Source organism: Stenotrophomonas sp. CS3K5 (assembly GCF_059515225.1).
Genome location: NZ_JCAKRX010000014.1, coordinates 53,024 through 74,507, shown reverse-complemented (window position 1 = coordinate 74,507; position 21,484 = coordinate 53,024). Strand labels below are relative to the sequence as shown.

18 protein-coding genes are annotated in these 21,484 nt (G+C 67.3%); 10 read left to right on the top strand and 8 right to left on the bottom strand.

Annotated elements, in window-relative coordinates:
- Positions 1 to 20 precede the first annotated feature (20 nt).
- Positions 21 to 1,214: a lipase family protein gene (locus AC5YGJ_RS18015; RefSeq protein ID WP_496187327.1), complete on the bottom strand. Its 1,194-nt coding sequence runs from the start codon at positions 1,212 to 1,214 to the stop codon at positions 21 to 23.
- 205 nt (positions 1,215 to 1,419) lie between these two features.
- The gene (locus AC5YGJ_RS18010) at positions 1,420 to 2,307 is read right to left on the bottom strand and encodes an outer membrane protein assembly factor BamD (protein WP_107231747.1); all 888 of its coding nucleotides are present in this window, start codon (positions 2,305 to 2,307) and stop codon (positions 1,420 to 1,422) included.
- A 113-nt stretch (positions 2,308 to 2,420) separates the two neighbouring features.
- Between AC5YGJ_RS18010 and rluD the strand changes: the two genes are divergently transcribed.
- The 4 genes from rluD to AC5YGJ_RS17990 are packed head-to-tail and all read left to right on the top strand — an operon-like array spanning position 2,421 to position 5,119.
- Entirely contained in the window at positions 2,421 to 3,410 is a 990-nt protein-coding gene (gene rluD, locus AC5YGJ_RS18005; protein WP_496187326.1) for a 23S rRNA pseudouridine(1911/1915/1917) synthase RluD, read from the top strand.
- Positions 3,410 to 4,180, top strand: a complete 771-nt coding sequence (gene pgeF, locus AC5YGJ_RS18000) for a peptidoglycan editing factor PgeF (RefSeq protein ID WP_496187325.1) — start codon at positions 3,410 to 3,412, stop codon at positions 4,178 to 4,180. The genes rluD and pgeF overlap by 1 nt, the downstream gene beginning before the upstream one ends.
- 20 nt (positions 4,181 to 4,200) lie before the next feature.
- Positions 4,201 to 4,707 carry a DUF4166 domain-containing protein gene (locus tag AC5YGJ_RS17995; protein WP_496187346.1) on the top strand — a complete coding sequence of 169 codons (507 nt, stop codon included), beginning with the start codon at positions 4,201 to 4,203 and terminating at the stop codon, positions 4,705 to 4,707.
- Positions 4,682 to 5,119: a thiol-disulfide oxidoreductase DCC family protein gene (locus AC5YGJ_RS17990; RefSeq protein WP_249843096.1), complete on the top strand. Its 438-nt coding sequence runs from the start codon at positions 4,682 to 4,684 to the stop codon at positions 5,117 to 5,119. Before AC5YGJ_RS17995 ends, AC5YGJ_RS17990 begins: the two co-directional genes overlap by 26 nt.
- A 74-nt stretch (positions 5,120 to 5,193) precedes the next feature.
- Here the strand turns inward: AC5YGJ_RS17990 and AC5YGJ_RS17985 are convergent, their stop codons facing one another.
- From AC5YGJ_RS17985 to AC5YGJ_RS17965, 5 genes are all read right to left on the bottom strand, one after another.
- The gene (locus tag AC5YGJ_RS17985) at positions 5,194 to 6,492 is read right to left on the bottom strand and encodes an OmpA family protein (RefSeq protein ID WP_496187324.1); all 1,299 of its coding nucleotides are present in this window, start codon (positions 6,490 to 6,492) and stop codon (positions 5,194 to 5,196) included.
- 342 nt (positions 6,493 to 6,834) lie between these two features.
- Positions 6,835 to 8,199, bottom strand: a complete 1,365-nt coding sequence (otsA, locus tag AC5YGJ_RS17980; protein WP_496187323.1) for an alpha,alpha-trehalose-phosphate synthase (UDP-forming) — start codon at positions 8,197 to 8,199, stop codon at positions 6,835 to 6,837.
- The gene (locus AC5YGJ_RS17975) at positions 8,196 to 9,977 is read right to left on the bottom strand and encodes a glycoside hydrolase family 15 protein (RefSeq protein ID WP_409460397.1); all 1,782 of its coding nucleotides are present in this window, start codon (positions 9,975 to 9,977) and stop codon (positions 8,196 to 8,198) included. The genes otsA and AC5YGJ_RS17975 overlap by 4 nt, the downstream gene beginning before the upstream one ends.
- Positions 9,978 to 10,018: 41 nt before the next feature.
- Positions 10,019 to 10,777, bottom strand: a complete 759-nt coding sequence (otsB, locus tag AC5YGJ_RS17970; protein ID WP_309334252.1) for a trehalose-phosphatase — start codon at positions 10,775 to 10,777, stop codon at positions 10,019 to 10,021.
- Positions 10,778 to 10,943: 166 nt separating this feature from the next.
- Positions 10,944 to 13,379 (bottom strand): TonB-dependent receptor plug domain-containing protein, encoded by a 2,436-nt coding sequence (locus AC5YGJ_RS17965; RefSeq protein ID WP_496187322.1) that lies wholly within the window; start codon positions 13,377 to 13,379, stop codon positions 10,944 to 10,946.
- Positions 13,380 to 13,593: 214 nt separating this feature from the next.
- Between AC5YGJ_RS17965 and AC5YGJ_RS17960 the strand changes: the two genes are divergently transcribed.
- The 5 genes from AC5YGJ_RS17960 (at position 13,594) to AC5YGJ_RS17940 (ending at position 19,680) form a co-directional block, all read left to right on the top strand.
- Positions 13,594 to 14,076: a DUF3574 domain-containing protein gene (locus AC5YGJ_RS17960; protein WP_496187321.1), complete on the top strand. Its 483-nt coding sequence runs from the start codon at positions 13,594 to 13,596 to the stop codon at positions 14,074 to 14,076.
- 36 nt (positions 14,077 to 14,112) lie between these two features.
- On the top strand, positions 14,113 to 14,970 hold the full coding sequence (locus AC5YGJ_RS17955; RefSeq protein WP_496187320.1) for an XAC2610-related protein: 858 nt from the start codon (positions 14,113 to 14,115) through the stop codon (positions 14,968 to 14,970).
- Positions 14,971 to 15,449: 479 nt separating this feature from the next.
- A complete protein-coding gene (locus AC5YGJ_RS17950; protein WP_496187319.1) occupies positions 15,450 to 16,082 on the top strand; it encodes an SH3 domain-containing protein in 633 nt (210 codons plus the stop codon).
- Between the two features lie 108 nt (positions 16,083 to 16,190).
- Positions 16,191 to 17,909, top strand: coding sequence for a thiamine pyrophosphate-dependent enzyme (locus AC5YGJ_RS17945; protein WP_496187318.1), 1,719 nt, complete (start codon positions 16,191 to 16,193; stop codon positions 17,907 to 17,909).
- Between the two features lie 160 nt (positions 17,910 to 18,069).
- Positions 18,070 to 19,680, top strand: a complete 1,611-nt coding sequence (locus AC5YGJ_RS17940; protein WP_496187317.1) for a SulP family inorganic anion transporter — start codon at positions 18,070 to 18,072, stop codon at positions 19,678 to 19,680.
- A 107-nt stretch (positions 19,681 to 19,787) separates the two neighbouring features.
- Here the strand turns inward: AC5YGJ_RS17940 and AC5YGJ_RS17935 are convergent, their stop codons facing one another.
- Positions 19,788 to 20,498: a glutathione S-transferase gene (locus tag AC5YGJ_RS17935; RefSeq protein WP_496187316.1), complete on the bottom strand. Its 711-nt coding sequence runs from the start codon at positions 20,496 to 20,498 to the stop codon at positions 19,788 to 19,790.
- 162 nt (positions 20,499 to 20,660) lie between these two features.
- On the opposite strand from AC5YGJ_RS17935, the gene AC5YGJ_RS17930 reads away from it, so the two are divergent.
- Positions 20,661 to 21,482, top strand: a complete 822-nt coding sequence (locus AC5YGJ_RS17930; protein ID WP_496187315.1) for a DUF3014 domain-containing protein — start codon at positions 20,661 to 20,663, stop codon at positions 21,480 to 21,482.
- Positions 21,483 to 21,484: the final 2 nt, after the last annotated feature.

Genomic DNA, 21,484 nt, shown 5'->3' with positions numbered 1-21,484 from the left:
CATCCGCGTATGGCGTGGATCTACTGTGCGGTGTCCAGTAGTTTTTCCAGGCGAGCGGTTTCGGCGGCCTCGTCGAAGCGGCCGTCTTCCAGCCGTGCGCGCACGAAGGCCAGCCCATCGGCCGCTGCTGCATCCAGCGTGGCGCGGTGGTCGACCGGGTACTGCCGGAAGGCCACCGGCTCGCCACGCAGGGCCAGGCCGGCGGCGTACAGCAGGGTGGTCAGGTAGGGCACATCCTGGTCGGCGGTGCCGTGGGCCAGCATCAGCGGCTGGGTGAACCCGTGCCGTGGCACACCCAGATAGTCGTGCAGCAGCGTCCAGATACCCGGCACCGAGGTCAACGGTGCGCTGAACATCTCGCCGGTGCTGGCGCCCTCCAGCTGCGCGGCCAGATCGGTCAGGCAGTGCTGGCGGGCCAGCGCGATACGGGCCCGGCCTTGCGCGCTCAGCACGCGGTCGATCTGCGGTGCCACCTGCAGCAGGCCATCGAGCAGGTAGGCGTGGTAGGCGTTGAGTGCCCCCGGATTGGCGGTGCGGCTGTCGGGCCTCATCACCAACGCGGTGATTTCCACGGCCGTGGGCGTGCCGGCGGTAAAGCTGCCCTTGAACTGCAGGGCGGGGCCGGCGTAGTCGGCCGCCAGATGGCCGGCGCTCAGCGCCGCCGACGCCCCCTGCGAATAGCCCACCGACACCCAGCGTGGCGACAGGCGACCGCCGTCCAGGAACTGGTGGCTGGCCTTGACCATGTCGATGCTGTTGCGCGCGGCGGTGCGCACGTGCAGGTAGGTGTGCTGGCCCGGGCTGCCGAGGCCCTGGTAGTCAGCTGCGACCACGGCATAGCCCTGGCCGAGGAAGTGGTCCAGGAAGCGCCCGTCGCGCTCGGGGCGGGTGGGGCCGGACACCGACGGCGCGCAGTGGTCGGCAATGCCCTGGGTGCCATGCGCCCAGGAGACCACCGGCCAGCCGCCCGCCGGCGCGGTGCCGGCAGGCAGATAGAGCAGCCCGGTGCCCTGGGCCAGCCGCCCGCTGTGATCGGGGGTGTGATAGCTCAGCAGGTACGCCTGGGCCGCCTTCGATGGCACCCAGTCGGCGCGATAGGGGGCTGCCGTGAGCAGATCGCCGGGCTCGGCAGCCGCGGCCGCAACGGGCAGGGCCAGCAGGGTGGCGGCGAGGGTGGCCAGCAGGGGCCGGGTGCGGGAAACGGTTGAGGTCATGCGGACTCCAGGCAGGCGGGAATGGCCGTGCGATGGAGTGTGGAGGGCCGTGCGGGTCCGGTTTGGGAGCGGCATCGCAACGGCGGCCGATTCGTAGAATTCCTAGTGCCGGGCCGAGTGGGACGGGGCAAGCGGCGGGGGAGAGCCGTCAAGCATGGCTCGACGCTACAAAAAGAAAGGGCCCCTTGCGGGGCCCTTCGCTTTCTTATTTCTTTTCCAGTCGCGCGTTGCGCTGGCCGGTACTGGCTGATTTCTCGCCGGCAAACGGGTTCAACTTGCGGATCATCCACGGGTACTTCGGCCACTTGCCTTCCAGCCACGGGTGGTCCGGCTGGTTCAGCTGCAGCACGCGACGGGCATCGTCGGCCAGCGTCTTGTTGCCCAGGTGGGTGTAGGAATCGGCCAGTACGGCCACCGCGTCGTACTGGAAGGCGCTCTGCGGGTAGGTTTCCAGCAGGTAGTTGGCGCGGCCCACGGCCGAGACCCAGGCGCCGCGGCGCATGTAGTACAGGGCGTTGTCCAGCTCGTGCTGGGCGAACACGTCACGCAGCTCCACCATGCGCTGGCGGGCATCGGCGGCGTAGCGGCTGTTCGGGTAGCGGTCGACAACGATGTTGAAGTCCGAATAGGCCTGGTGCGGCGTGGACAGGTCGCGACGGCTGGCGTCCAGCGACCATACGCGACGCAGGAAAACCGTACTGCGGTTGGAGTTGGCCAGGCCGCGCAGGTAGTACAGGTAGGCGATGTTGCGGTGGGTCGGGTAGGTACGGATGAAGCGGTCGATGCTGGACACCGCGTCATCGTGCTTGCCGGCCTTGTACTGGGCGTAGGCGGTCTCGATCATCGCCTGTTCGGTGTACGGGCCGTAGGGGTACTGGGCCACCAGGCGGCGGAAGCTGGCTTCGGCGCCGCTCCAGTTGCCACCCTGCATCAGCTTGTGGCTCTTCTCATACAGCTGTTCGACCGGCACGCCTTCGTCGGGGCGATCACCCTTCTTGGCGCCGCGATGGCAACCGGTGGCGGCGATGACCAGCACCAGCAGCAGGGCGGTGAGGCGGACGGGCGCGGAGAGCATGACGGAGCGTCGGATCATGGGGTCGAGGCGGGACGCGGCTGGAATACGAAGGGTCGATGATAGCCTAGTGTCCTGTCCAGCGACTGAAACCGGCCGCCGGGACCCCAAAATTTCAAAGAATGCCCCCTGCCATGTCTGAACAACCCTCCGAATCGGCCCGCCAGGCCATCGTCCCCGACACCGCCGCCGGCCGCCGTTTCGACGCCGTCGTGGCCGAATTGTTTCCCGAATACTCGCGCTCGCGCCTGACCGAGTGGATCAAGGCCGGCGATGTGCTGCTCGACGGCGCACAGGTGCGCCCGCGCGACCCGCTGCGCGGTGGCGAGGTCGTGACCCTCAACGTGGTGCTGGAAACCCAGACCGATGCGCAGCCGGAGGACATCCCGCTGGACGTGCTGTTCGAGGACGAGCACCTGCTGGTGATCAACAAGCCGGTTGGCCTGGTGGTCCACCCGGGTGCCGGCAACCACAGCGGCACCCTGGTCAACGCGCTGCTGTTCCGCGACCCGTCGGTGGCGGTGTTGCCGCGTGCCGGCATCGTGCACCGCCTGGACAAGGACACCAGCGGCGTGATGGTGGTGGCCAAGACCCTGGAGGCGCAGACCGCGCTGGTCGAGCAGCTGGCCGCGCGCGATGTGCACCGCCAGTACCTGGCGATCGTGATGGGCGCACTGGTGGCCGGCGGTACCGCCGATGCCCCGATCGACCGCCACCCGCGTGACCGCCTGAAGATGGCGGTGCGCGAAGACGGCAAGGAAGCGATCACCCATTACCGCCTGCGCGAGCGCTTCCGTGCGCACACCGCGCTGGAGTGCCGCCTGGAAACCGGGCGTACCCACCAGATCCGCGTACACATGGCGCACGTGCGCCATCCGATCATCGGCGACCCGCTCTACGGCGGCGCGCTGAAGCTGCCCAAGGGCGCCAGCGACGAGCTGGTGGCCGCGCTTCGCGGCTTCAAGCGCCAAGCGCTGCACGCCGAGACCCTGGAGTTCACCCACCCGATCACCGGTGAACCGGTGCGCAACACCGCGCCGGTGCCGGAGGACATGCTGCAGCTGATGAAGGTGCTGCGCGAGGACAGCGAAGCCTTCGCCGCACGCGAGCGGGACCGCTGGTAATGACCGCCGCGCTGCCCCTGCTGCAGGCTGACTGGCCGGCGCCTCCGGGCGTTCATGCGTTGACCACGCGGCGGCATGGCGCGGGCATCTCGCCGGCGCCGTTCGCGCAGTTCAACCTGGGCAACCGGCACGCGGCCGATGGCGATACGCCGGCCAACGTCGAACACAACCGCCAGCTACTGCGGCAGGGGCTGGCGTTGCCGTCGGCACCGCACTGGCTGCGCCAGGTGCACAGCAGTACCGTGCTGCGCTTCACGGCGCCTCCGGTGGAAGGCGCCAGCGAGCCGGTGGCCGATGCGTCGGTGACCTCGGTGCCCGGTGTGGTGCTGGCGATCCTGACCGCCGACTGCCTGCCGGTGGTGTTCGCCGCCGCCGACGGCAGCGAGGTGGGCGCGGCCCACGCCGGCTGGCGCGGGCTGGCCGACGGCATGCTGGAGGCCACAGTGGCCGCCATGCAGACGCCGCCGGCGCAGCTGCGCGCGTGGCTGGGCCCGGCTGCCGGACCGGCCGATTACGAGATCGGTGAAGAGGTCTATCACGCGTTCGTCGGCCATGATGCGGCCGCCGCATCGGCGTTCGTGGCGACCCGGGCCGGGCACTGGAAGGTGGATCTGTTCGCACTGGCGCGGCAGCGCCTGCAGGCGGCGGGAATGGACCCGGCGCAGGTGTACGGCGGCACGCTGTCGACGATGGCTGACCCGGATCTGTATTCGCACCGGCGCGATCGTCGCACCGGGCGCATGGCGACGCTGGCCTGGATCGCACCCTGACCCCACCGTTGTTCGCACGCGTGCTGGGGCCGGCGTTCGCCACCCTGGCCGGCCCGGTGCGTGCGCTGCACGCCACGCCATTGCCCTGCCGTTACCTGGGGCAGGCGCGGATCGAGCGTGGCCGGCACTGGCTGGTGCCGCTGCTGGCTGTGCTGGCACGCCTGCCGCATAACGGCGACGCGCTGCCTACCGAAGTCCTGTTCAGCGCACACGGGCAGGGCGAACGTTGGGCGCGGCGCTTTGGTCGCTGGCCGATGGTGTCGCGGCTGTGGGCGCACCAGGGATATCTGCGCGAACAACTCGGCGCGGTGTGCTTCGAGTTCAATCTGCAGGTCCGCGAGGGCGGCATCGACTGGTCGGTGCGGCGGGTCTGGGCCTTCGGGTGCGTGCCGTTGCCGGCGCGTTGGTTTGGCGGTGTGCGCTGCCGCGAAGCCTGGCACGAGCAGCGCTACACTTTCCTGGTGGATGTGACCTTGCCCTGGGCAGGAGCCCTGATCCGCTATGAAGGCTGGCTCGAACCGCAGTGATACCGCCGCAGATGCCGGCAGTGCGGTGATTGTCTTTGATGGCGTCTGTGCGCTGTGCAACCGCTGGGTGCGCTTCCTGCTGCGGTTCGACCGGCAGCGGCGCTACCGGTTCGCGGCCATGCAGGGCGCGCAGGGCAGTGCGCTGCTGCGCCAGCATGGACTGGACCCGCAGGATCCGGCGTCCTTCCTGCTGCTGGATGCGCACGGCGCGTGGACCGATACCGATGCGATCCTGCGTGTACTGGCCGGGCTGGGCGGTGTGTGGCGCCTGAGCGGCGCGCTGCGTGTGCTGCCGCGCGCCTGGCGTGACGCGGCGTATCGGATGCTGGCGCGCAATCGCTATCGCTGGTTCGGACGCCACGACGCGTGCCATCTGCCGGCGCCGGAACACAGCGCGCGGTTCCTGGATTGACCTTCCGTCTCCTGTAGCGCCGAGCAGATGCAGCCGAGCATGGCTCGGCACTACAGGGGGCCGCTGTCTTTTTCTCAGTCGAGCAGGCGGTAGTTGATGCGACGGTTCTGTGCGCGGCCGCTGTCGCTGCGATTGTCGGCGATTGGCCGATCCTGTCCGTAGCCAACCGCGACCAGCGTGGTGGCTGGGATGCCCAGCGCCTGCAAGGCCTGTGATACCGCCTCGGCGCGCTGCTGGCTGAGCTGCAGGTTGGCCTCGGCGTGACCCACGCTGTCGGTGTGCGCGCCGATCTCAACGCGAAGGCCGGCCGGTGTACCGCGCAGCGCATCGGCGACCGCCTGCACGGTCTGCCGCGAGTCGCCGGTCAACTCGGACGAACCGGCATGGAACTTCAACGTCGTCTGGTTCAGTGCGGCAACCCGTTGCGCGGTGTCGACGCCGGCGGGCAGCTGCGCCAGCGCGGCCAGGCCCGGGCCCCACAGGCCACTCATCTCCAGCGTCGGAAAGTCCTGGCGCAGGCGCCGCGAGATGGCCTGCCGCTGCGCGTCTTCCATGGCGGTGGTATCGATGGTCAGCTGCATGCCGGCGAACTCCAGGTGCAGGCCGTCGCCCTGCAGATGGGGGAGATCGGCAATCAGGCGGTCCAGCCAGCGGGGTGACTGCGCGCGCGGGTCCAGTGCAATGCCTCCGTACAGGTTCGATGCACCGTGCACGGCGCGCAATGCGTTCCAAGCGCGGCGTCGCTCGCCTTCGCTGGGCAGGCTGCCGCTGACCTGCACCTGCGTGCCGTGTTGATGCAGGGACAGTCGCGCGGTGTGCTCACGCGGAACGTCCTGCACGGTCCACAGCGGCGTGCGCGCCTTCAGCAGCACCCAGGTGGTCAGGCCCAGCACGGTGGCGACCGCCAGCATCCACAGCACGCTGCGGATCGCCATGCCGTACATCGCGCGCGAGGGCACGCTGCCGGCCATGCGCCTGGGCGAGCGGGTGCCGTGTGCGCGCCGGGCTCCGGCCGGGTGGGCGCCGCCGTCCGGTGCCGAGCGCAGGGTGACCACGCCGGGCAGCAGATGGCAGGCCACCACGCGGAACGATCCCGGAGACATTCCGCTGCGGTGGGCGATCATCGCCAGCGTGTGTGCGCCCAGTGCGCGCTCCAGTTCACTGGCCACGATCGGCAGCCGCAGCGATGCGGACTGTCGCCAGGAATGGAAACGGGCGGCCAGGCCCGCCTGCTCGAACCGCCGCTCCAGGCCGGCCAATCCGTCGGGATGCGAGTCCACCCAGGCACTGATCACATCCACCACCCAACGGGTGCGATGGCCCAGCTCCAGGCGTATTGCGGCATCTTCGATGAAACGGTCGTAGGCGGACATGCGGTGACTCCCCGGCAGGTGATGTGCAACGCCACGCGGCGGCCGTGGAGGCGGCACGCGTGGCTCAGGGGGCGTCACTCTGGGCAACGGCTGTCAATGCCGAATGAAATCGCCGGCGCCGCACGCCGCTCGGTGGCCTGCCTGCACGTTGTCCACGCCCGCCGAAGCCTTGTGCGCAAAGGCTTTCACCGGCTGCTGAGTGCATCGGTAGCGAGACCGCGAGGGCGCGCATGCGCCCGTTGCGATGGTTTCAGTCGCAATTGCTTTCGGGCCGAAAGCGTCAATTTGCGGTCGTCATCGACGTGGTGGCGTCGCGTCCGGCCGATCAGTGGTGGTGGCGGCTCAGCCCTCCAGCGCCTCCAGGTAACTGCGTCGCCAGTGATTGATGTCGTAGGTCCGCAGGTGCTCCATCATCGCGTGCCAGCGCTCCTTGCGCTTGCGCAGCGACATCGTTGCGGCGGTGGCAATGGCATCGGCCATGCCGTCCAGATCGTAGGGATTGACCAGCAGCGCCTGCTTCAGCTCGTCGGCGGCGCCGGCCAGCAGCGAGAGCACCAGTACGCCGGGATCGTCCGGATCCTGCGAAGCCACGTATTCCTTGGCCACCAGGTTCATGCCATCGCGCAACGGCGTCACCAGCCCGACCGCCGCGGCCCGGTAGAAGCCGGTCAGCGTGGCATGGGTGAAGTTCTGGTTGACGTAGCGCAGCGGTGTCCAGTCCGGCTCGGCATGGCCGCCGTTGATGTGGCCGGCAATCTGCTCCAGCGTGCTGCGCAGCTGCCGGTACTCGCTGACGTCGCCCCGCGAGACCGGCGCGATCTGCAGGTAGGTGAGCGAACCGCGCTGGTCGGGATGGCGTTGCAGGTAGCGTTCGAAGCCACGGAAACGCTCCGGAAGGCCCTTGGAATAATCCAGCCGGTCCACGCCGATCGCCAGCTGGCGGTCACGCAGGCTGCCACGCAGCTTCTTCACTGCCGCCTTGGTCGCTGCGGTACCGGCCTGGCGTGCGATCAGGTCGGTGTCGATGCCGATCGGGAACGCGGCCGCGCGGAAACGGCGTCCGCCGGGGGCTTCCAGTTCGCCGTTGTCGAGCACGCGGCCGCCACCGAACAGGCGCAGGTAGGTCTGGAAGCGGTCAGCGTCGCGCTGGGTCTGGAAGCCGACCAGATCGTAGGCGTACAGCGCGGAGAACAGGCGCAGATGATCGGGCATGGCCTGCAGCAGGTCGGCCGAGGGCATCGGAATGTGCAGGAAGAAGCCGATGCGGCAGCCGATGCCACGTTCGCGCAGCAGCGCGCCCAGCGGAATCAGGTGGTAATCGTGGATCCAGACGATGTCGTCCTCGCGCAGCAGCGGCGCGAGTTTGTCGGCAAACAGCGCGTTGACCTTGTGGTAGGTCTCGCGGGTGCCGCGGTCGTAGTCGACCAGATCCAGGCGGAAGTGCAGCAGCGGCCACAGCGTGCGGTTGGCAAAGCCGTTGTAGTAGCCGTCCACCTCGCGCTTGCTCAGGTCCAGAGTGACGAACTCGATGTCGCCGTCGGTCTGCCGGTGCAGCGTGCCACTGCCATCGCGCACGCTCTTGCCGCTCCAGCCGAACCACATTCCGCCACGTTCCTTCAGTGCAGCCAGCAGGCCCACGGCCAGGCCGCCGGCACGGTTCTCGCCGGGCACGGCCACGCGGTTTGAAACCACCACCAGACGACTCACGAGGCCTCCTGCCAGGAACGCGACAGGCGCATCGCGGCGGTGATCAGGCCGACGTGCGAATAGGTCTGCGGGAAATTACCCCAGGCCTCGCCGCTGTCGAAGGCCAGATCCTCCGACAGCAGACCCAGGTGGTTGCGCTGCTTCAGCAGCAGCTCGAACATCTCGCGTGCCTCGTCCATGCGCCCGATCGCCGCCAGCGCATCGATGTACCAGAACGTGCAGATGGTGAAGCTGGTTTCCGGTTCGCCGAAATCATCCGGCGCGACATAGCGGTACAGCGAATTGCCATGCTTGAGGTCGCGGCCGATCGCATCGACGGTGGCGATGAAGCGGGCGTCCATTGCGTCGATGAAGCCGATGTCGGCCAGCAGCAGCAGCGAAGCGTCCAGGCGGTGGCCGCCAAAGGTATCGGTGAAGTGACCGAGCTGGTCACTCCAGGCTTCGGCCATGATGCGCGCGTGGATGGTATCGGCACGCTCGCGCCAGTAGCGTGCGCGGTCGTCGCGCTTGAGGCGTACGGCGATCTTGCACAACCGATCGCAGGCGGCCCAGCACATTGCACTGGTGTAGGTGTGCACCTCGGTGCGGCCGCGGAACTCCCACAGCCCGGCATCGGGTACGTCGTGCAGCGCGAAGGCCTGCTCGCCGAGCGGTTCGAGGCGGGCGAAGGTGTGCGCGTCGCCCGGGTCCTGCAGGCGACGGTCGAAGAACAGCTGGGTGGAGGCCAGTACCACGCTGCCGTAGACGTCGTGCTGGCGCTGCACCCAGGCCAGGTTGCCGCGACGTACCGGGCCCATGCCGCGGTAGCCGGACAGGCTGGGTACTTCGTCCTCATCCAGTTTGGCTTCGAAGCCGATGCCATACAGCGGCTGCAGCGTACCGTCGGTGGTGGCCAGGTTGAAGATGTAGCCGAGGAACTGCTCCATCGTGCGCGTTGCGCCGAGGCGGTTCAGCGCGCGCACCACGAACGCTGCATCGCGCAGCCAGCAGTAGCGGTAATCCCAGTTGCGCACGCTGCCGGGCGCTTCGGGAATGGAGGTGGTCATGGCCGCGATGATCGCGCCGCTGTCTTCGTACTGGCACAGCTTCAGGGTGATCGCACTACGGATCACCGCGTCCTGCCATTCCAGTGGAATGGACAGGTAACGCACCCATTCGCGCCAGTAGTCGCGAGTGCGCTGGAAGGCCTCCTGCACGTAACCGCTGATCGAGCGGTCCAGCGATTCGTCCACGCCCAGGATCAGGTGCACGGGATGGTTGAGCACGAACGGCAGGCCGTCGCGCACCATGCGCACCGGCACGTCGGTGGTCAGCCGCAGTACGTGCTCGGGCAGGATCCAGCGCACGTGGTTGCTGCCCCAGGTGGACTCGGGCACGCGCGCACCCCAGTCGGCCAGCGGACGTGCGCGCACCGTGATGCGTGGGCTGCCGGCCAGCGGACGTACCTGGCGGATCAGGCTGACCGGGCGATAGAAGCGGTCGTTCTGCCGCCAGCGCGGGGCGAAGTCGAGGATCTCCAGTGCGCCGCCATGCTGGTCGCGCAGTATCGTGCGCAGGATCGCGGTATTGGTGAGGTATTCCTGTTCGCTGTCGGCGAAGTCCTCCAGCTCGATGGCGAAGTCGCCACCGCTCTGCTGGTTGGGGCCGAGCAGGGCACAGAAGGTTGGGTCGCCGTCGAAGGTGGGCAGGCAGCTCCAGACAACGCGGGCATGTTTGTCGACCAGGGCGCCGAAGCTGCCGTTGCCGACCACGCCCAGATCAAGATCGGGTTGGGTCATCACGCGGTACATCTCGGTTGCGGCCGTGGGGGATGGCCGGGTCAATAGGCATTCTCACGCAGCCAGGCGTGCACGCTGCGTATGTCAGGCAGCGCGAACACCGCCGCGCTGGATTCGCGTTCACCCACCAGCACGCTCCAGCCATGCTGGCCGTTGGCGGCGGCGAAGCCGAATTCGTCGGTAAGGTCATCGCCGAGGAACACCGGCAGGCGTCCACGGAAAGGCAGGTACTGCATCATCCGGCGCACCGCCCGGCCCTTGTCGGTGCCCACTGGCACGAACTCGACCACGTGGTCGCCCGGTTGCAGGCGATAGCCGGCGCGGCCGCGCGCATGGCGATCGGCGAAGGCGCGGACTTCGTTGGCCGCATGAGGTGCGCCGCGCCAGTGCAGGGCAAGGCCGACGCCCTTGTCCTCCACCAGCACGCCGGGATGGCCATGCGCGAAACGCATCGCCTGCTGGTGCAGGGCGTGCAGCCATTCGGCGGTGTCTTCGTCGTGGTCATCGCGCAGTACGTGCCCATCCTGGCCGCGCAGCTCGTGGCCATGCAGGCCGGCGGCGGGCAGTCGCAGGGGGGCGAACAGCCGGTCCAGCTGTTCCAGCGGCCGCCCACTGACCAGTGCCACGGCACCTTCCAGGCGGTCGCTGATGCGGCCGATGGCTTCACGTACATCAGGCAGCAGCTGCACGGCATCCGGGCGTGCAGCGAATTCGATCAGGGTGCCATCGACATCGAGGAACAACGCGCAGGCGTCGTCCAGCAAGGGCGGTGGCGGACGCAGGGGGAGCGGTTCAGCCATGGCGCACAGCTTGCCAGCGTGTGCGTGTACGTGGGGTCGAGGGCGGGCTACGGCCCTGCTTCGGTGGGTGCCGACCCTTGGTCGGCACGGCAGGTCAGCCTGCATTGAACCCAGGCAGTGCGGACCAACGGTCCGCGCCTGCCCACGGCAATCACACCCCGAGCGCTCAGAACGTATAGCGGACGCGGCCGTAGTAGTACGCACCGTTGCTGCCGATCGGCGACAGCACGTCATACGGCAGGTTGCCAAAGTAGTGGATATCGCTGTTGGATCGATCCGGATAGTTGTCGGTCAGGTTCTGCCCGCCGATGGCCACGCTCCAGCGCGGGGTGATGCGGTACTCCACTTCCGCATCCAGCTGCCATTCGGCCTGGTAGGTCTGGCGCGGGATGTAGCCGCCACCGAAGTTGAACACGCGGGTGACGCTGCCATAGCGGTTCACCCGCGTGCTCAGCGACCAACGGTCGTTGCTCCATGCGGCCGAGAAACTGCCACGGGTGCGCGGTGTCGCGTCGGTCAGCGTGTTGGTCTCTTCAATGCCGAACAACACGTAGTCCGGATTCAGCGCCTGCAGCTGCGCCGGCGTGGCCAGTACGTTCTTCAGCGTGGTCTTGGTGTAGGCGTAGGTGCCGGTCAGCAGCAGCTGACCATCGCCCAGCGACTGGCGCCAGTTGCTCACCAGCTCGGCGCCACGGGTGCGGGTGTCGGCGGCGTTGACGAAGAAGCTGGCGCTCTGCAGGCCGCTGACGCCGTAGTTGGCGGCCACGTAGTCGGTAAGTGCGTCGCCGGTGATGCTTTCCGACAATGCGATGCGGTCGTCGATGTCGATCTGGAAGAAGTCCAGCGACAGGTCGAAGTGCTCGCCGATGCGGCTGGTGAAGCCCAGCGAGGTGTTGAGCGACTTCTCCGGCTTCAGGTCACGTGCGCCGAGGCCGCGTGCGATCGGATTGTTGACCGAGAGCAGGCGGCCCTGCACCAGCTGGCCGCCGGCGTTGTAACCGGTGGAGGTGGATTCGTAGCCGATCTGCGCCAGCGACGGCGCGCGGAAGTTGTTGGAGATGGCACCACGCAGCGCGAAGGCCGGGGTGAACTCATAGCGCAGGCCAAGCTTGCCGGTCAGCTCGCCGCCGAAATCGTCGTTGTGCTCGTAGCGTGCAGCCAGATCGGTGGAGAGCTTCTCGCCGAACTGGCTGGACAGGCTGGCATAGGCACTGGCGACATCGCGCGACAGGCGCGCCGCATCCTGCGGGGTCAGGCCGCCACCGGCCTGCGAGCCGGTCGGGCGATCGGTGTACGGGCCGGCGGCGTAGCTGGCCGGGTCACCCGGGCGGGTCTGGTAACGCTCGTGGCGCGCTTCCACGCCCAGGCCGAGCGTGTGGCTGATGCTGTCGCTCTGGGTGAACACGCGGCTCAGGTCGAGGTTGCCCACGGTCTGTGCGTACGCGTAGTCGGCGGTCTTGAAGCGGGTCGGGCTGGTCGGGCCCAGCGAGGCATTGAGCGAATCGCGCAGCCGGTAGGTGAAGTCGTTCTGGCCGTAATCGACGCTGCCGTCGTAGCTCCATTCACCCCACTGGCCACGCACGCCGGCCACGGCCTGCACATCGCGGTTCTCGCCTTCGGAGATCGGCCGGTAGCCGTTCGGATAGACCTGCTTCCAGTTCGCATCGCCATCGGGATAGCGGAAATAGTTCGCGCCTTCGGTGTCACGCTGGTTGAAGGTGCCGAAGGCATAGAAGGTGGAGGTCTGGCCGACCGGGATCTCGGTGTTCAGCCACAGGTTGATGTCCTTGCTCTTGCCATCGCCCAGCACATAGTTGCGCTTGCCCTGCAGCGCCAGGTTGTCCGGCGTCTGGTCCCACGGCGGAATCTGGTCGAAGCCGGCACGGTTGGTGCCGTTGCGGTGCTTGTATTCCAGGCCGACACGCAGGAAGCCACCATCCTCGCCCAGCGAGGTGCCGACCTTGGCGCTGATGTTGCCGGTCTGGCCGTCGGTAAGGGTGCGCCCGATCGGCTTGAGGTCGGTGTGGTTGGCGCCGTAGCTGGCTTCGATCTCGCCGCCGTCGCCGCCGTTGTCGAGGATCACGTTGATCACACCGGCCACTGCATCGGAGCCGTACAGCGCGCCGGCGCCATCGCGCAGCACTTCGATGCGCTTGATCGCGCTGACCGGAATCGAGTTGAAGTCGACCGGGGTGGTGCCCTTGCCGATCTTGCTGTCGGTGTTGACCAGCGCGGTGTGGTGGCGGCGCTTGCCGTTCACCAGTACCAGCACCTGGTCCGGCGACAGGCCACGCAGCTGCGCGGCGCGCACGTGGTCGGCGCCGCCGGAGTTGGACTGGCGCGGGAAGTTGAACGACGGCAGCAGCGCCTGCAGCGCGCTGCCCAGTTCACCGTTGACCACGCCGGCCTTGCGGATGTCCTCGGCGGTGAGCACGTCCACCGGCGAGGTGGATTCGAGCACGGTGCGATCGGCGGCGCGGGTGCCGGTGACGATCACGGTGTCCAGGTTGGTGGCGTCCTGGGCCAGGACCGGGACGGCAGCGGAGGAAAGCACGAGGGCGATGGCGAGGCCGAGCGGCGACGCGGGCAGGCGGGCGGACATGGGGGCTCCAGCAACAACGACGACGGGGAAGGGGGAGATAGTTTCACTTACATCCATCCGGATGAAGCGATATATTATCTTCGCGTGATGGCCGGTGCCGATGCAAGTCCCTGCCGGTCCGGCATGAGCTGATGCCCGGTTGGCATCAGCACGCCGGGCCAGTGGCGCTGTACGCTGCCGGCTCGCCCTGTTCCCCTTCCCCGGAGCTGTACCGATGAAACACCTTGGCCTCGTCTTCGCCGTGCTGCTGGCCACCAGTGGCTGCGCCAGCCTCTCTTCGCAGGCGCCCAGCGCCTATGCCACGGCCACCACCGCCGAACTGAAGGGCGATGCCGCGCGTCCGTCCGCCGGCCACGGCTGGGTGCGCAGCGAGCTGTACTTCGGCGTGGGCGAGGAGCAGGGCGCGGGTAACCGTCCGCAGGCCGACACCATCACTGAGGCGCAGTGGCGCGCCTTCCTGGACAAGCAGGTGACTCCCCGCTTCCCGGATGGCCTGACCGTGTTCGATGCCTATGGCCAGTGGCTGTTCCGCGGTGATGCCTCGCCCAACCGTCTGCGCACCAAGGTGCTGGTGGTGCTGCACGAAGACACCCCGCAGCGCCGTGCCGATATCGAAGCGATCCGTCTGGCATGGAAGCAGCAGACCCAGCATCAGTCGGTGCTGTGGTCGCGGCAGCCGGTCGAGGTATCGTTCTGAGTTGAAGGTGCCGCCGAGGTGCCGCCGGGAGCAATGATGAACTACAGGGAATGCATGCTCGGCCTGGTACTGGCAGGCGTGCTGGCACCGACGGCGCAGGCGGGTGGGGACGACGGCGAAACGCTGCGCTTCCAGGTGGCCGCGCACGTGCAGGCGCAGGCCGACCCCCAGCAGGATGGCAGCATCGCGGTGCGGTTCTCGCCGTCGGGCAAGCGCCAGTCGCTGGCAGGCGCGGCCGATGCCGACGGCAATTCGCGGTGGTCGCTCGAAGACGTCGATTTCGATGGCTACCCGGAACTGGTCGCGCGTGCCTCGGTGGGCATGGTCAATGAAGCGGTGGCGGTGTACCGGTTCGATCCGGGCAGTGCCTCGTATCGCGCGCTGCAGGCCGAAACGCACGGCAACGACAGCTGCGGTGACCTGATGGGGCTGAGCGTCGACGCAAAGACCCGCACCCTGACCAGCAGCTGCCGCAGCGGCCCGATGTGGTACACCGACCAGTATCGGTTTGCGGGCGCAAAGCTCTATCTGTACCGCGGCGAGCGCCTTCTGATGCTGGGCGGTACGCTGAACGCGGCCCTGCATTGGGTGCAGACCGACGATCAGGGGCCGTTGGCAGTCTGGCGCACCTATGATCCTGCCGGCCGTGTGCTGGAAAGCGCGATTGCCGATGGCCTGGGCGTGCCACCCGAGGGACCGTTGCGTGGCCAGCAGGCCTCCGTGCTGGCGGCGCGCGTGTTTCTGTTCGACCGCCCCGGTGCATCCAGCACCAAGCGTTACCTGGTGCAGGGCGACCGCGTGGAGATGCTGGATGAACAGGACGGCTGGGTGAAGCTGCGCTACCGCAACCCGAAGCAGGGCGCGGTGGAGGGCTGGATCAACGTCAACGATTGATTGATCTGAACTGACAGCTATCAGACGCCCGGATGTCCGGGCGGTTGCTGCCTGGTGTGTTTCTCGCTTACAGGGGTGGAGTCCCCTCCATTCTGCAAGCAATTTCGGATTTCTTGCATGGAGTCACTGGGTGCTCCGCAACATGATCGTGGTGCCGGCTGAAAAGCCAGTTTCTGCACGGACATTCAATGACAATGGGAATCGGTTTCCCGCCGCCGCGACTGAAGCGGTTGCTTGAGAGAGGGGGCCCACAGTCGGTTGCTGTGCTGATTTTGCTCCAGAGTGGGCTCCTTCAGCCAGGAACTGCCTGGCCGAAACCAATCGCGGAACAAGCGCAGCTATCGTTCGAGGTAGCGCCAGCAACACCGGTAACGGTCTCCCATCAACGTGACGGGAGCATCCAGGTGCAACTACCCTCAGGCGCGACACAACAGTTGCCACGCGCTCCATCGGAGTCGCCAGAATCTGAAACAAAGCTAATGGCGTTGGATGTGGACTTTGACGGTCAGCTTGATCTTGTAGTGCAGATACCCGTTGGAATGGTCAATTTTTCAACACTTGTCTACAAATTTGATCGGAAACTTGGCAGGTTCATAACACTGCCCGTCATCCGGAAAGCCAAGCGAAGTTGCGGGGAGTTTGGCTGGATCGAACTGGATTCCGAGAATCAGGTGCTCCGTAATAGCTGCCGAAGTGCCATCTGGCGTGTTGATGTATACCGCCCTTCCAACGGAGTTCTGTACCTTTATCGCTCCGAGCGTATGCTTGCGTTGCCCAGGTTGGACGGAGAAGTGCTGAGCTTGGAGGCGACGCGGTTTGATGGCCCGCTAGCCGTTTGGACCGGCTACTCGGCGACCGCAGAGATTGAAGAGCAAGCCATCAATGACGGACTGGCTGTGCCCGACAACGGCAGCCGGCTGGTTGCGTTGAAAGCCACCGTGGTACCCGCGCGCCTGTTCCTGTTCGATCGACCCGGCGCATCCAGCACCAGGCGTTACCTGGTGCTGGGAGACCGCGTGGAACTGCTGGATGAACAGGACGGCTGGGTGAAGCTGCGCTACCGCAACCCGAAGCAGGGCGCGGTGGAGGGCTGGATCAACGTCAACGATTGACTCGATCTCCGCCGGTAGTTTGCCTATCGAGGTGATGTGCGCCTTGCCCACGGAGGCATCACTTCTTCGGGTCTAGCCTCGGATGCTCTCCCCTCGAGGATGTATCCGATGAGCAAGCGCGTTGCCGAGATCGTTGTCGATACCCTGCAGCAGGCGGGCGTCCGCCGCTGTTACGGCATCGTTGGCGATACGCTCAACCATGTGACCGATGCGATGCATGGCAGCGATATCGCATGGGTGCACGTCCGCCATGAAGAAGTGGCCGCCTTCGCTGCCGGCGCCGATTCGCTGGTGAGCGGCGAGTTGACCGCCTGTGCGGGTTCTTGTGGTCCCGGTGGCCTGCACTTCATCAACGGCGTCTTCGAGAGCAATCGCAACCGTGCACCGATGGTACTGATCGCCAGCCAGGTGGTGACCAGTGAGCTGGGCATGGAATTCCCGCAGGAAGTGGACTTCAAGGCGGTGTACGCCAGTTGCACGGTGTTCTGCGAGCAGGTGCACAGCGCCGAGCAGGCACGGCGCGTGGTCACTCTGGCCTGCCAGGCGGCGATCAGCCGCCGCGGCGTGGCGGTGGTGATCCTGCCGGCCGACATCAGCCAGGCCGAGGTGAAGCACGATGTGCCGTTCTCAGTGCACTATACCCAGCCGGTGCTGCGCCCATCCGACGCCGAACTGCAACGCATCGCCGAGCTGCTGGCGCAGGGCAAGCGCATCGGCATCTATGCCGGCGCCGGCTGCCAGGGCGCGCATGCGCAGCTGCTGGAGCTTGCCCGGCGCCTCCAGGCACCGGTCGCGCACACTTCGCGCGCCAAGGATTTCGTCGAGCCGGACAACCCTTACAACATGGGCATGACCGGTATCTTCGGCATCGAGTCCGGCTTCCACACATTGATGGAGTGCGACACGCTGCTGCTGCTCGGCGCCGATTTCGCCTGGGGCCAGTTCTACCCGGACAAGGCGACGATCATCCAGGTCGACCGCGATGGCAGCCACCTCGGCCGCCGCCATCCGGTAAACCTGGGCGTGGTGGGCGATATCGCACCGACGCTGGACGCGCTGCTGCCGATGTTGCCGCCGCGCGAGGACAGCACATTCCTGGACGAATGCATCGAGCGTCGCGACAAGGCGCTGAAAAAGCGCGAGCAGGAAGAGCAACCGGGCGAAGGCGAGCTGATCCACCCGCAGCATCTGACGGCGCTGCTGTCGAAGTACGCCGCAGACGATGCGCTGTTCACCGCCGACGGCGGCTCGCCGATGGTGTGGGTGCTGCGGCATATCCGCGTCAACGGCCGCCGCCGCACGCTGACCAGCCTGCTGCACGGCACGATGGCCAACGCGATGCCGCAGGCGTTGGGCCTGCAGAAGGCCTTTCCGGGCCGGCAGGTGATCTCGCTGTCCGGCGATGGCGGCCTGGCGATGCTGCTCGGTGATCTGCTGACCGCGGTGCAGGAGAACCTGCCGATCAAGGTGGTGGTGTTCAACAACGGCTCGCTCAACTTCGTCGAGCTGGAGCAGAAGGTGGAAGGCCTGCTGGACAACTACACCGATCTGAAGAATCCGGACTTTGGTCGCCTGGCCGAGGTGATCGGTTTCCACGGCCGCACTGTGACCCGCAGCGAGGATCTGGAGGACGCGGTGCAGGACTTCCTGGCACAGCGCGGCCCGGCATTGCTGGATGTGCACACCAGCCGCGCCGAGCTGGTGATGCCGCCGCAGATCGAGGCCAAGCAGGTGGCGGGCACGGCGTTGTACGCGGCCAAGGCGGTGTTGAACGGCCGCTTCGACGACGTGAAGCATCTGCTGGTGGACAACTTCCTGAAGAAGTGAGCCGCCTGCCCCCCGGTAGTGCCGGCGCTGGCCGGCAACGCCGGGGTCACCGCCACCAAGGGCCCAGCCGTTGGCTGGAACCCATCATTCCAGCGTGGAATTGGCGCCCGGGCCCCGCTGGGCCTACCATCGGCGGTCCCCACCCCCCACCGCCCCTTCCATGTCCGCTCCCGTTTCCGCCGCACCGCGTCGCTGGTTCGTCGCCGGCGACTTCAATGGCTTCTTCGGCCTGGTCGTCGACAACCTCTCCATCCTTGGCTTCATCGCCATGGCCCTGGTCGGTATCTTTCAGTTCCCCGCCGACGTGGTATTCGGCCGCATGTTCCCCGGCACCGCCTTCGGCGTTCTGGTCGGCAACCTGCTGTACACCCTGATGGCGCGGCGGCTGGCTGCACGCACCGGCCGCGACGACGTCACCGCCATGCCGCTGGGCCTGGATGCGCCCACCAGCATCGGCATGGCCCTGCTGGTGCTCGGCCCGGCCTTCATCGCCTTCAAACAGCAGGGCATGGACCCGCACGCGGCGGGTATCGCCACCTGGCAGCTGGGCATGGCCGCGCTGGTCATCATGGGCCTGCTCAAGCTGGTGCTGTCGTTCTTCGGCGAAGCGGTCACCCGCGCGCTGCCGCGTGCCGCGCTGCTGGGCTCGATCGCCGGCATCGCGCTGGTACTGATGGGTCTGCTGCCGCTGCTGGAAACCCTGCGTTCGCCGCTGGTCGGCTTCACCACGCTGGGCCTGCTGCTGTACGTGCTGATCGCCAAGGGCCGGCTGCCGGTGCGTGGCCCGGGCGTGCTGCTGGCCTTCGTGTTCGGCACCGTGCTGTATTACGGCCTTGGCCTGGCCGGGCTGGGTGCACCGGGCTTCCATGTGCCGGCCTGGGTGCCGCCGCAGGTGGTGCTGCCGCTGCCGACGCTGGGCTTCCTCGAGGGCCTGCCCACCGCGATGACCTACCTGCCGCTGCTGCTGCCGTTCGGCCTGCTGATGGTGGTGGGCGGCATCAACGTGTCCGAGAGCGCGCGCGCGGCCGGCGATGACTACCGCACCCGTGACATCCTGCTGGTGGAAGCGGTGGCCACGCTGGTGGCCGGTGTCTGCGGCGGCGTGGCGCAGACCACGCCCTACATCGGCCAGCCGGCCTACAAGCACATGGGCGCGCGCAGCGGCTATACGCTGCTGACCGGCCTGTTCGTCGGCATCGGCGGCATGCTGGGCATCATTTCCGGGCTGGTGCAGTGGCTGCCATTGGCGGTGCTGGCGCCGATCATCGTATACGTGGCCATCGACATCACCACGCAGGCCTTCCAGGCCACGCCGCGCCAGCACGCCGGTGCGATGGTGTTTGGTTTCCTGCCGTCGGTGGCCTACCTGCTGGCGATCAAGGCACCGGGCTGGATCGCACCGGACCAGTTGCCGCAGCTGCTGACCAAGCTCGATGGGCATGGCCTGCCGGAACTGGCGGTGATCTTCACTCTCGGCAACGGCTTCATTATCACCTCGATGCTGTGGATTTCGGCGGTGGCGGCGATGGTGGACGGCCGCCTGCGCCGGGCCTGCGGCTTCCTGCTGGTGGCGGCGCTGCTGACCCTGTTCGGTCTGATCCATTCGGTGGACCCGCGCGGCGGCATCTACCTGCCGTGGGACCTGGAAGGGCTGGCGCGCATCATCAGCTGGCAGTTTGCCGGCGCCTATGTGGCGCTTGCAGTTCTGCTGGGGCTGCTGTCGTTGCAGAAGCAGCCGGTGAAGCCGCTGGGTGACGGCACCGATCATTGACCGGGGACGCCGGGCATGGCCCGGCGCTACCCCTCTCTTTCCGCCTCGGGCGTGTCGTAGAGCCGAGCATGGCTCGGTTCTACATAGGGACGTTGTATGCGGCGGTATCAGCGTTCGGCGTCCAGCTCCGGGTAGTGGCGGAAAATGCCATGGGTGTTGAATGCCAGGCGCCGTTCCGAGCCCAGGTAGGCGGCGATGTTCGGTCGTTTCGCCACCCGCTCCTGCACGGCACGCAGCAGGGGCAGGGTGGCTGCCAACGCCTGCATGCGGCGCGGAAACATGTAGTCCAGCCCGCTCATCAGCTGGAACAGCGACAGATCCACGTAGGAATGCTCGTGCAGTGCATGGCGGCCACCATTGGCTGCCAGCACCTGCTCGAAATAGCCCAGATACTTCGGAAGCCGTTCGCTGCGCAGCGATGCAGCCCGCGCCAGCGCCTCGCTCTTCTGATCCTCGTAGTACTTCGAGGCGGCAATCGGGTGATGGGTGTCGTGCACTTCGGCCACGAGGTCGGCGATGGTCAGCTGCAGCTGCAACGCCTGCATCCGCCGCGAGGCTGCCTGCGGTACCAGATCCAGCGTCGGGCCGAGGAAATCGAGGATGGCCGCGACCTGCGCGATCACCTGTCGTCCCGCCTTGAGGAATGGCGGCGCGAACGGTTGCGCGCCTTCGCTGCCACCGTCCAGGAACGGCTGCATGACCGCATCGCCGTGGACCCGCGCCATGTCCACGTAGTCGGCGCCTGCGTCTTCCAATGCCAGGCGCACGAACTCGCCACGGCCTTGGATGCCGGTCCAGTAATACAGCGCGTACTGCATGGCTGCGTCTCCACACGATGAGATCCACAGCCTCGCGCAGCCGGTGCAAAGCAGGCGTGAGTGCGCGGGCTGAACCCGAACGCCAGCAGAACACGCGGGGAACCGGCTGCCATCGGCAGGGTCACACCCTGTCCATGCAGGTGAAAAACGAGGGACTGCATCATGCAGAGTGGAAAGGCGATCTGGCCCTGGGTGCTGGGTGTGGTGGTGATCGGTGGCGCGGGTGGCTGGCTGTTCCGCGATCAGCTGAAAAGCCTGGCAGACGGTGTCCCGGTGCCGGTGCAATCGAGGCCTGCCTCTACCAGCGCACCGTCGCAACCGACGGCGGCCACAGAGACCACGCCAGCACCACCGCCGATCCGGCATCCGCTGGATACCGAGGCTGCCGCCGACCCGGCGCTGCCGAAGCTGGCTGACAGCGATGCCGCTGCCTGGGGCGCACTGAGCCAGCTGTTCCAGAGCGAGGGCCCGCTGACCCTGCTGCTGCGCGACCACCTGATCCAGCGCCTGGTCACCCAGATCGACAACCTGGACAAGCCCAGCGTGCCGCCGACCGCGCTGGCCGCGCGGCCGCTGCCGGGCAACCTGCAGGTCGAGCCCGGCGAGGGTGGCGAACGCATCGCCGCCAGCAACGCGGCGCGCTATGCGCCCTACGTGCAGGCCTTCACTGCGCTCGACCCGGCGGCCACGGCCACTGCGTACAAGCGCTTCTATCCGCTGATCCAGCAGGCCTACGTCGAGCTCGGCCGACCCGAGGGCTATTTCAACGATCGTCTTGTCGCAGTGATCGACCATCTGCTGGACACCCCGGACCTGGCCCAGGCGCCGACGGTGCAGCGCGATGAACGCGGCCGCTACCGCTTCGTCGATGGCGCCCTGCAGTCGCGTTCGATCGGCCAGAAGGCCCTGCTGCGCATGGACCCGGCGCAGGCCCGTGCGGTCAAGCAGCAGCTGCGGGCGATCCGCAGCGCGATCACCCATTGAGC

Bases quoted from the DNA above. Each gene is read 5' to 3' on its own strand.
- AC5YGJ_RS18015 (WP_496187327.1), bottom strand. From the start codon at position 1,214: ATGACCTCAACCGTTTCCCGCACCCGGCCCCTGCTGGCCACCCTCGCC.
- AC5YGJ_RS18010 (WP_107231747.1), bottom strand. From the start codon at position 2,307: ATGATCCGACGCTCCGTCATGCTCTCCGCGCCCGTCCGCCTCACCGCC.
- rluD (WP_496187326.1), top strand. From the start codon at position 2,421: ATGTCTGAACAACCCTCCGAATCGGCCCGCCAGGCCATCGTCCCCGAC.
- pgeF (WP_496187325.1), top strand. From the start codon at position 3,410: ATGACCGCCGCGCTGCCCCTGCTGCAGGCTGACTGGCCGGCGCCTCCG.
- AC5YGJ_RS17990 (WP_249843096.1), top strand. From the start codon at position 4,682: ATGAAGGCTGGCTCGAACCGCAGTGATACCGCCGCAGATGCCGGCAGT.
- AC5YGJ_RS17985 (WP_496187324.1), bottom strand. From the start codon at position 6,492: ATGTCCGCCTACGACCGTTTCATCGAAGATGCCGCAATACGCCTGGAG.
- AC5YGJ_RS17975 (WP_409460397.1), bottom strand. From the start codon at position 9,977: ATGACCCAACCCGATCTTGATCTGGGCGTGGTCGGCAACGGCAGCTTC.
- otsB (WP_309334252.1), bottom strand. From the start codon at position 10,777: ATGGCTGAACCGCTCCCCCTGCGTCCGCCACCGCCCTTGCTGGACGAC.
- AC5YGJ_RS17965 (WP_496187322.1), bottom strand. From the start codon at position 13,379: ATGTCCGCCCGCCTGCCCGCGTCGCCGCTCGGCCTCGCCATCGCCCTC.
- AC5YGJ_RS17960 (WP_496187321.1), top strand. From the start codon at position 13,594: ATGAAACACCTTGGCCTCGTCTTCGCCGTGCTGCTGGCCACCAGTGGC.
- AC5YGJ_RS17955 (WP_496187320.1), top strand. From the start codon at position 14,113: ATGAACTACAGGGAATGCATGCTCGGCCTGGTACTGGCAGGCGTGCTG.
- AC5YGJ_RS17950 (WP_496187319.1), top strand. From the start codon at position 15,450: ATGGCGTTGGATGTGGACTTTGACGGTCAGCTTGATCTTGTAGTGCAG.
- AC5YGJ_RS17945 (WP_496187318.1), top strand. From the start codon at position 16,191: ATGAGCAAGCGCGTTGCCGAGATCGTTGTCGATACCCTGCAGCAGGCG.
- AC5YGJ_RS17940 (WP_496187317.1), top strand. From the start codon at position 18,070: ATGTCCGCTCCCGTTTCCGCCGCACCGCGTCGCTGGTTCGTCGCCGGC.
- AC5YGJ_RS17935 (WP_496187316.1), bottom strand. From the start codon at position 20,498: ATGCAGTACGCGCTGTATTACTGGACCGGCATCCAAGGCCGTGGCGAG.
- AC5YGJ_RS17930 (WP_496187315.1), top strand. From the start codon at position 20,661: ATGCAGAGTGGAAAGGCGATCTGGCCCTGGGTGCTGGGTGTGGTGGTG.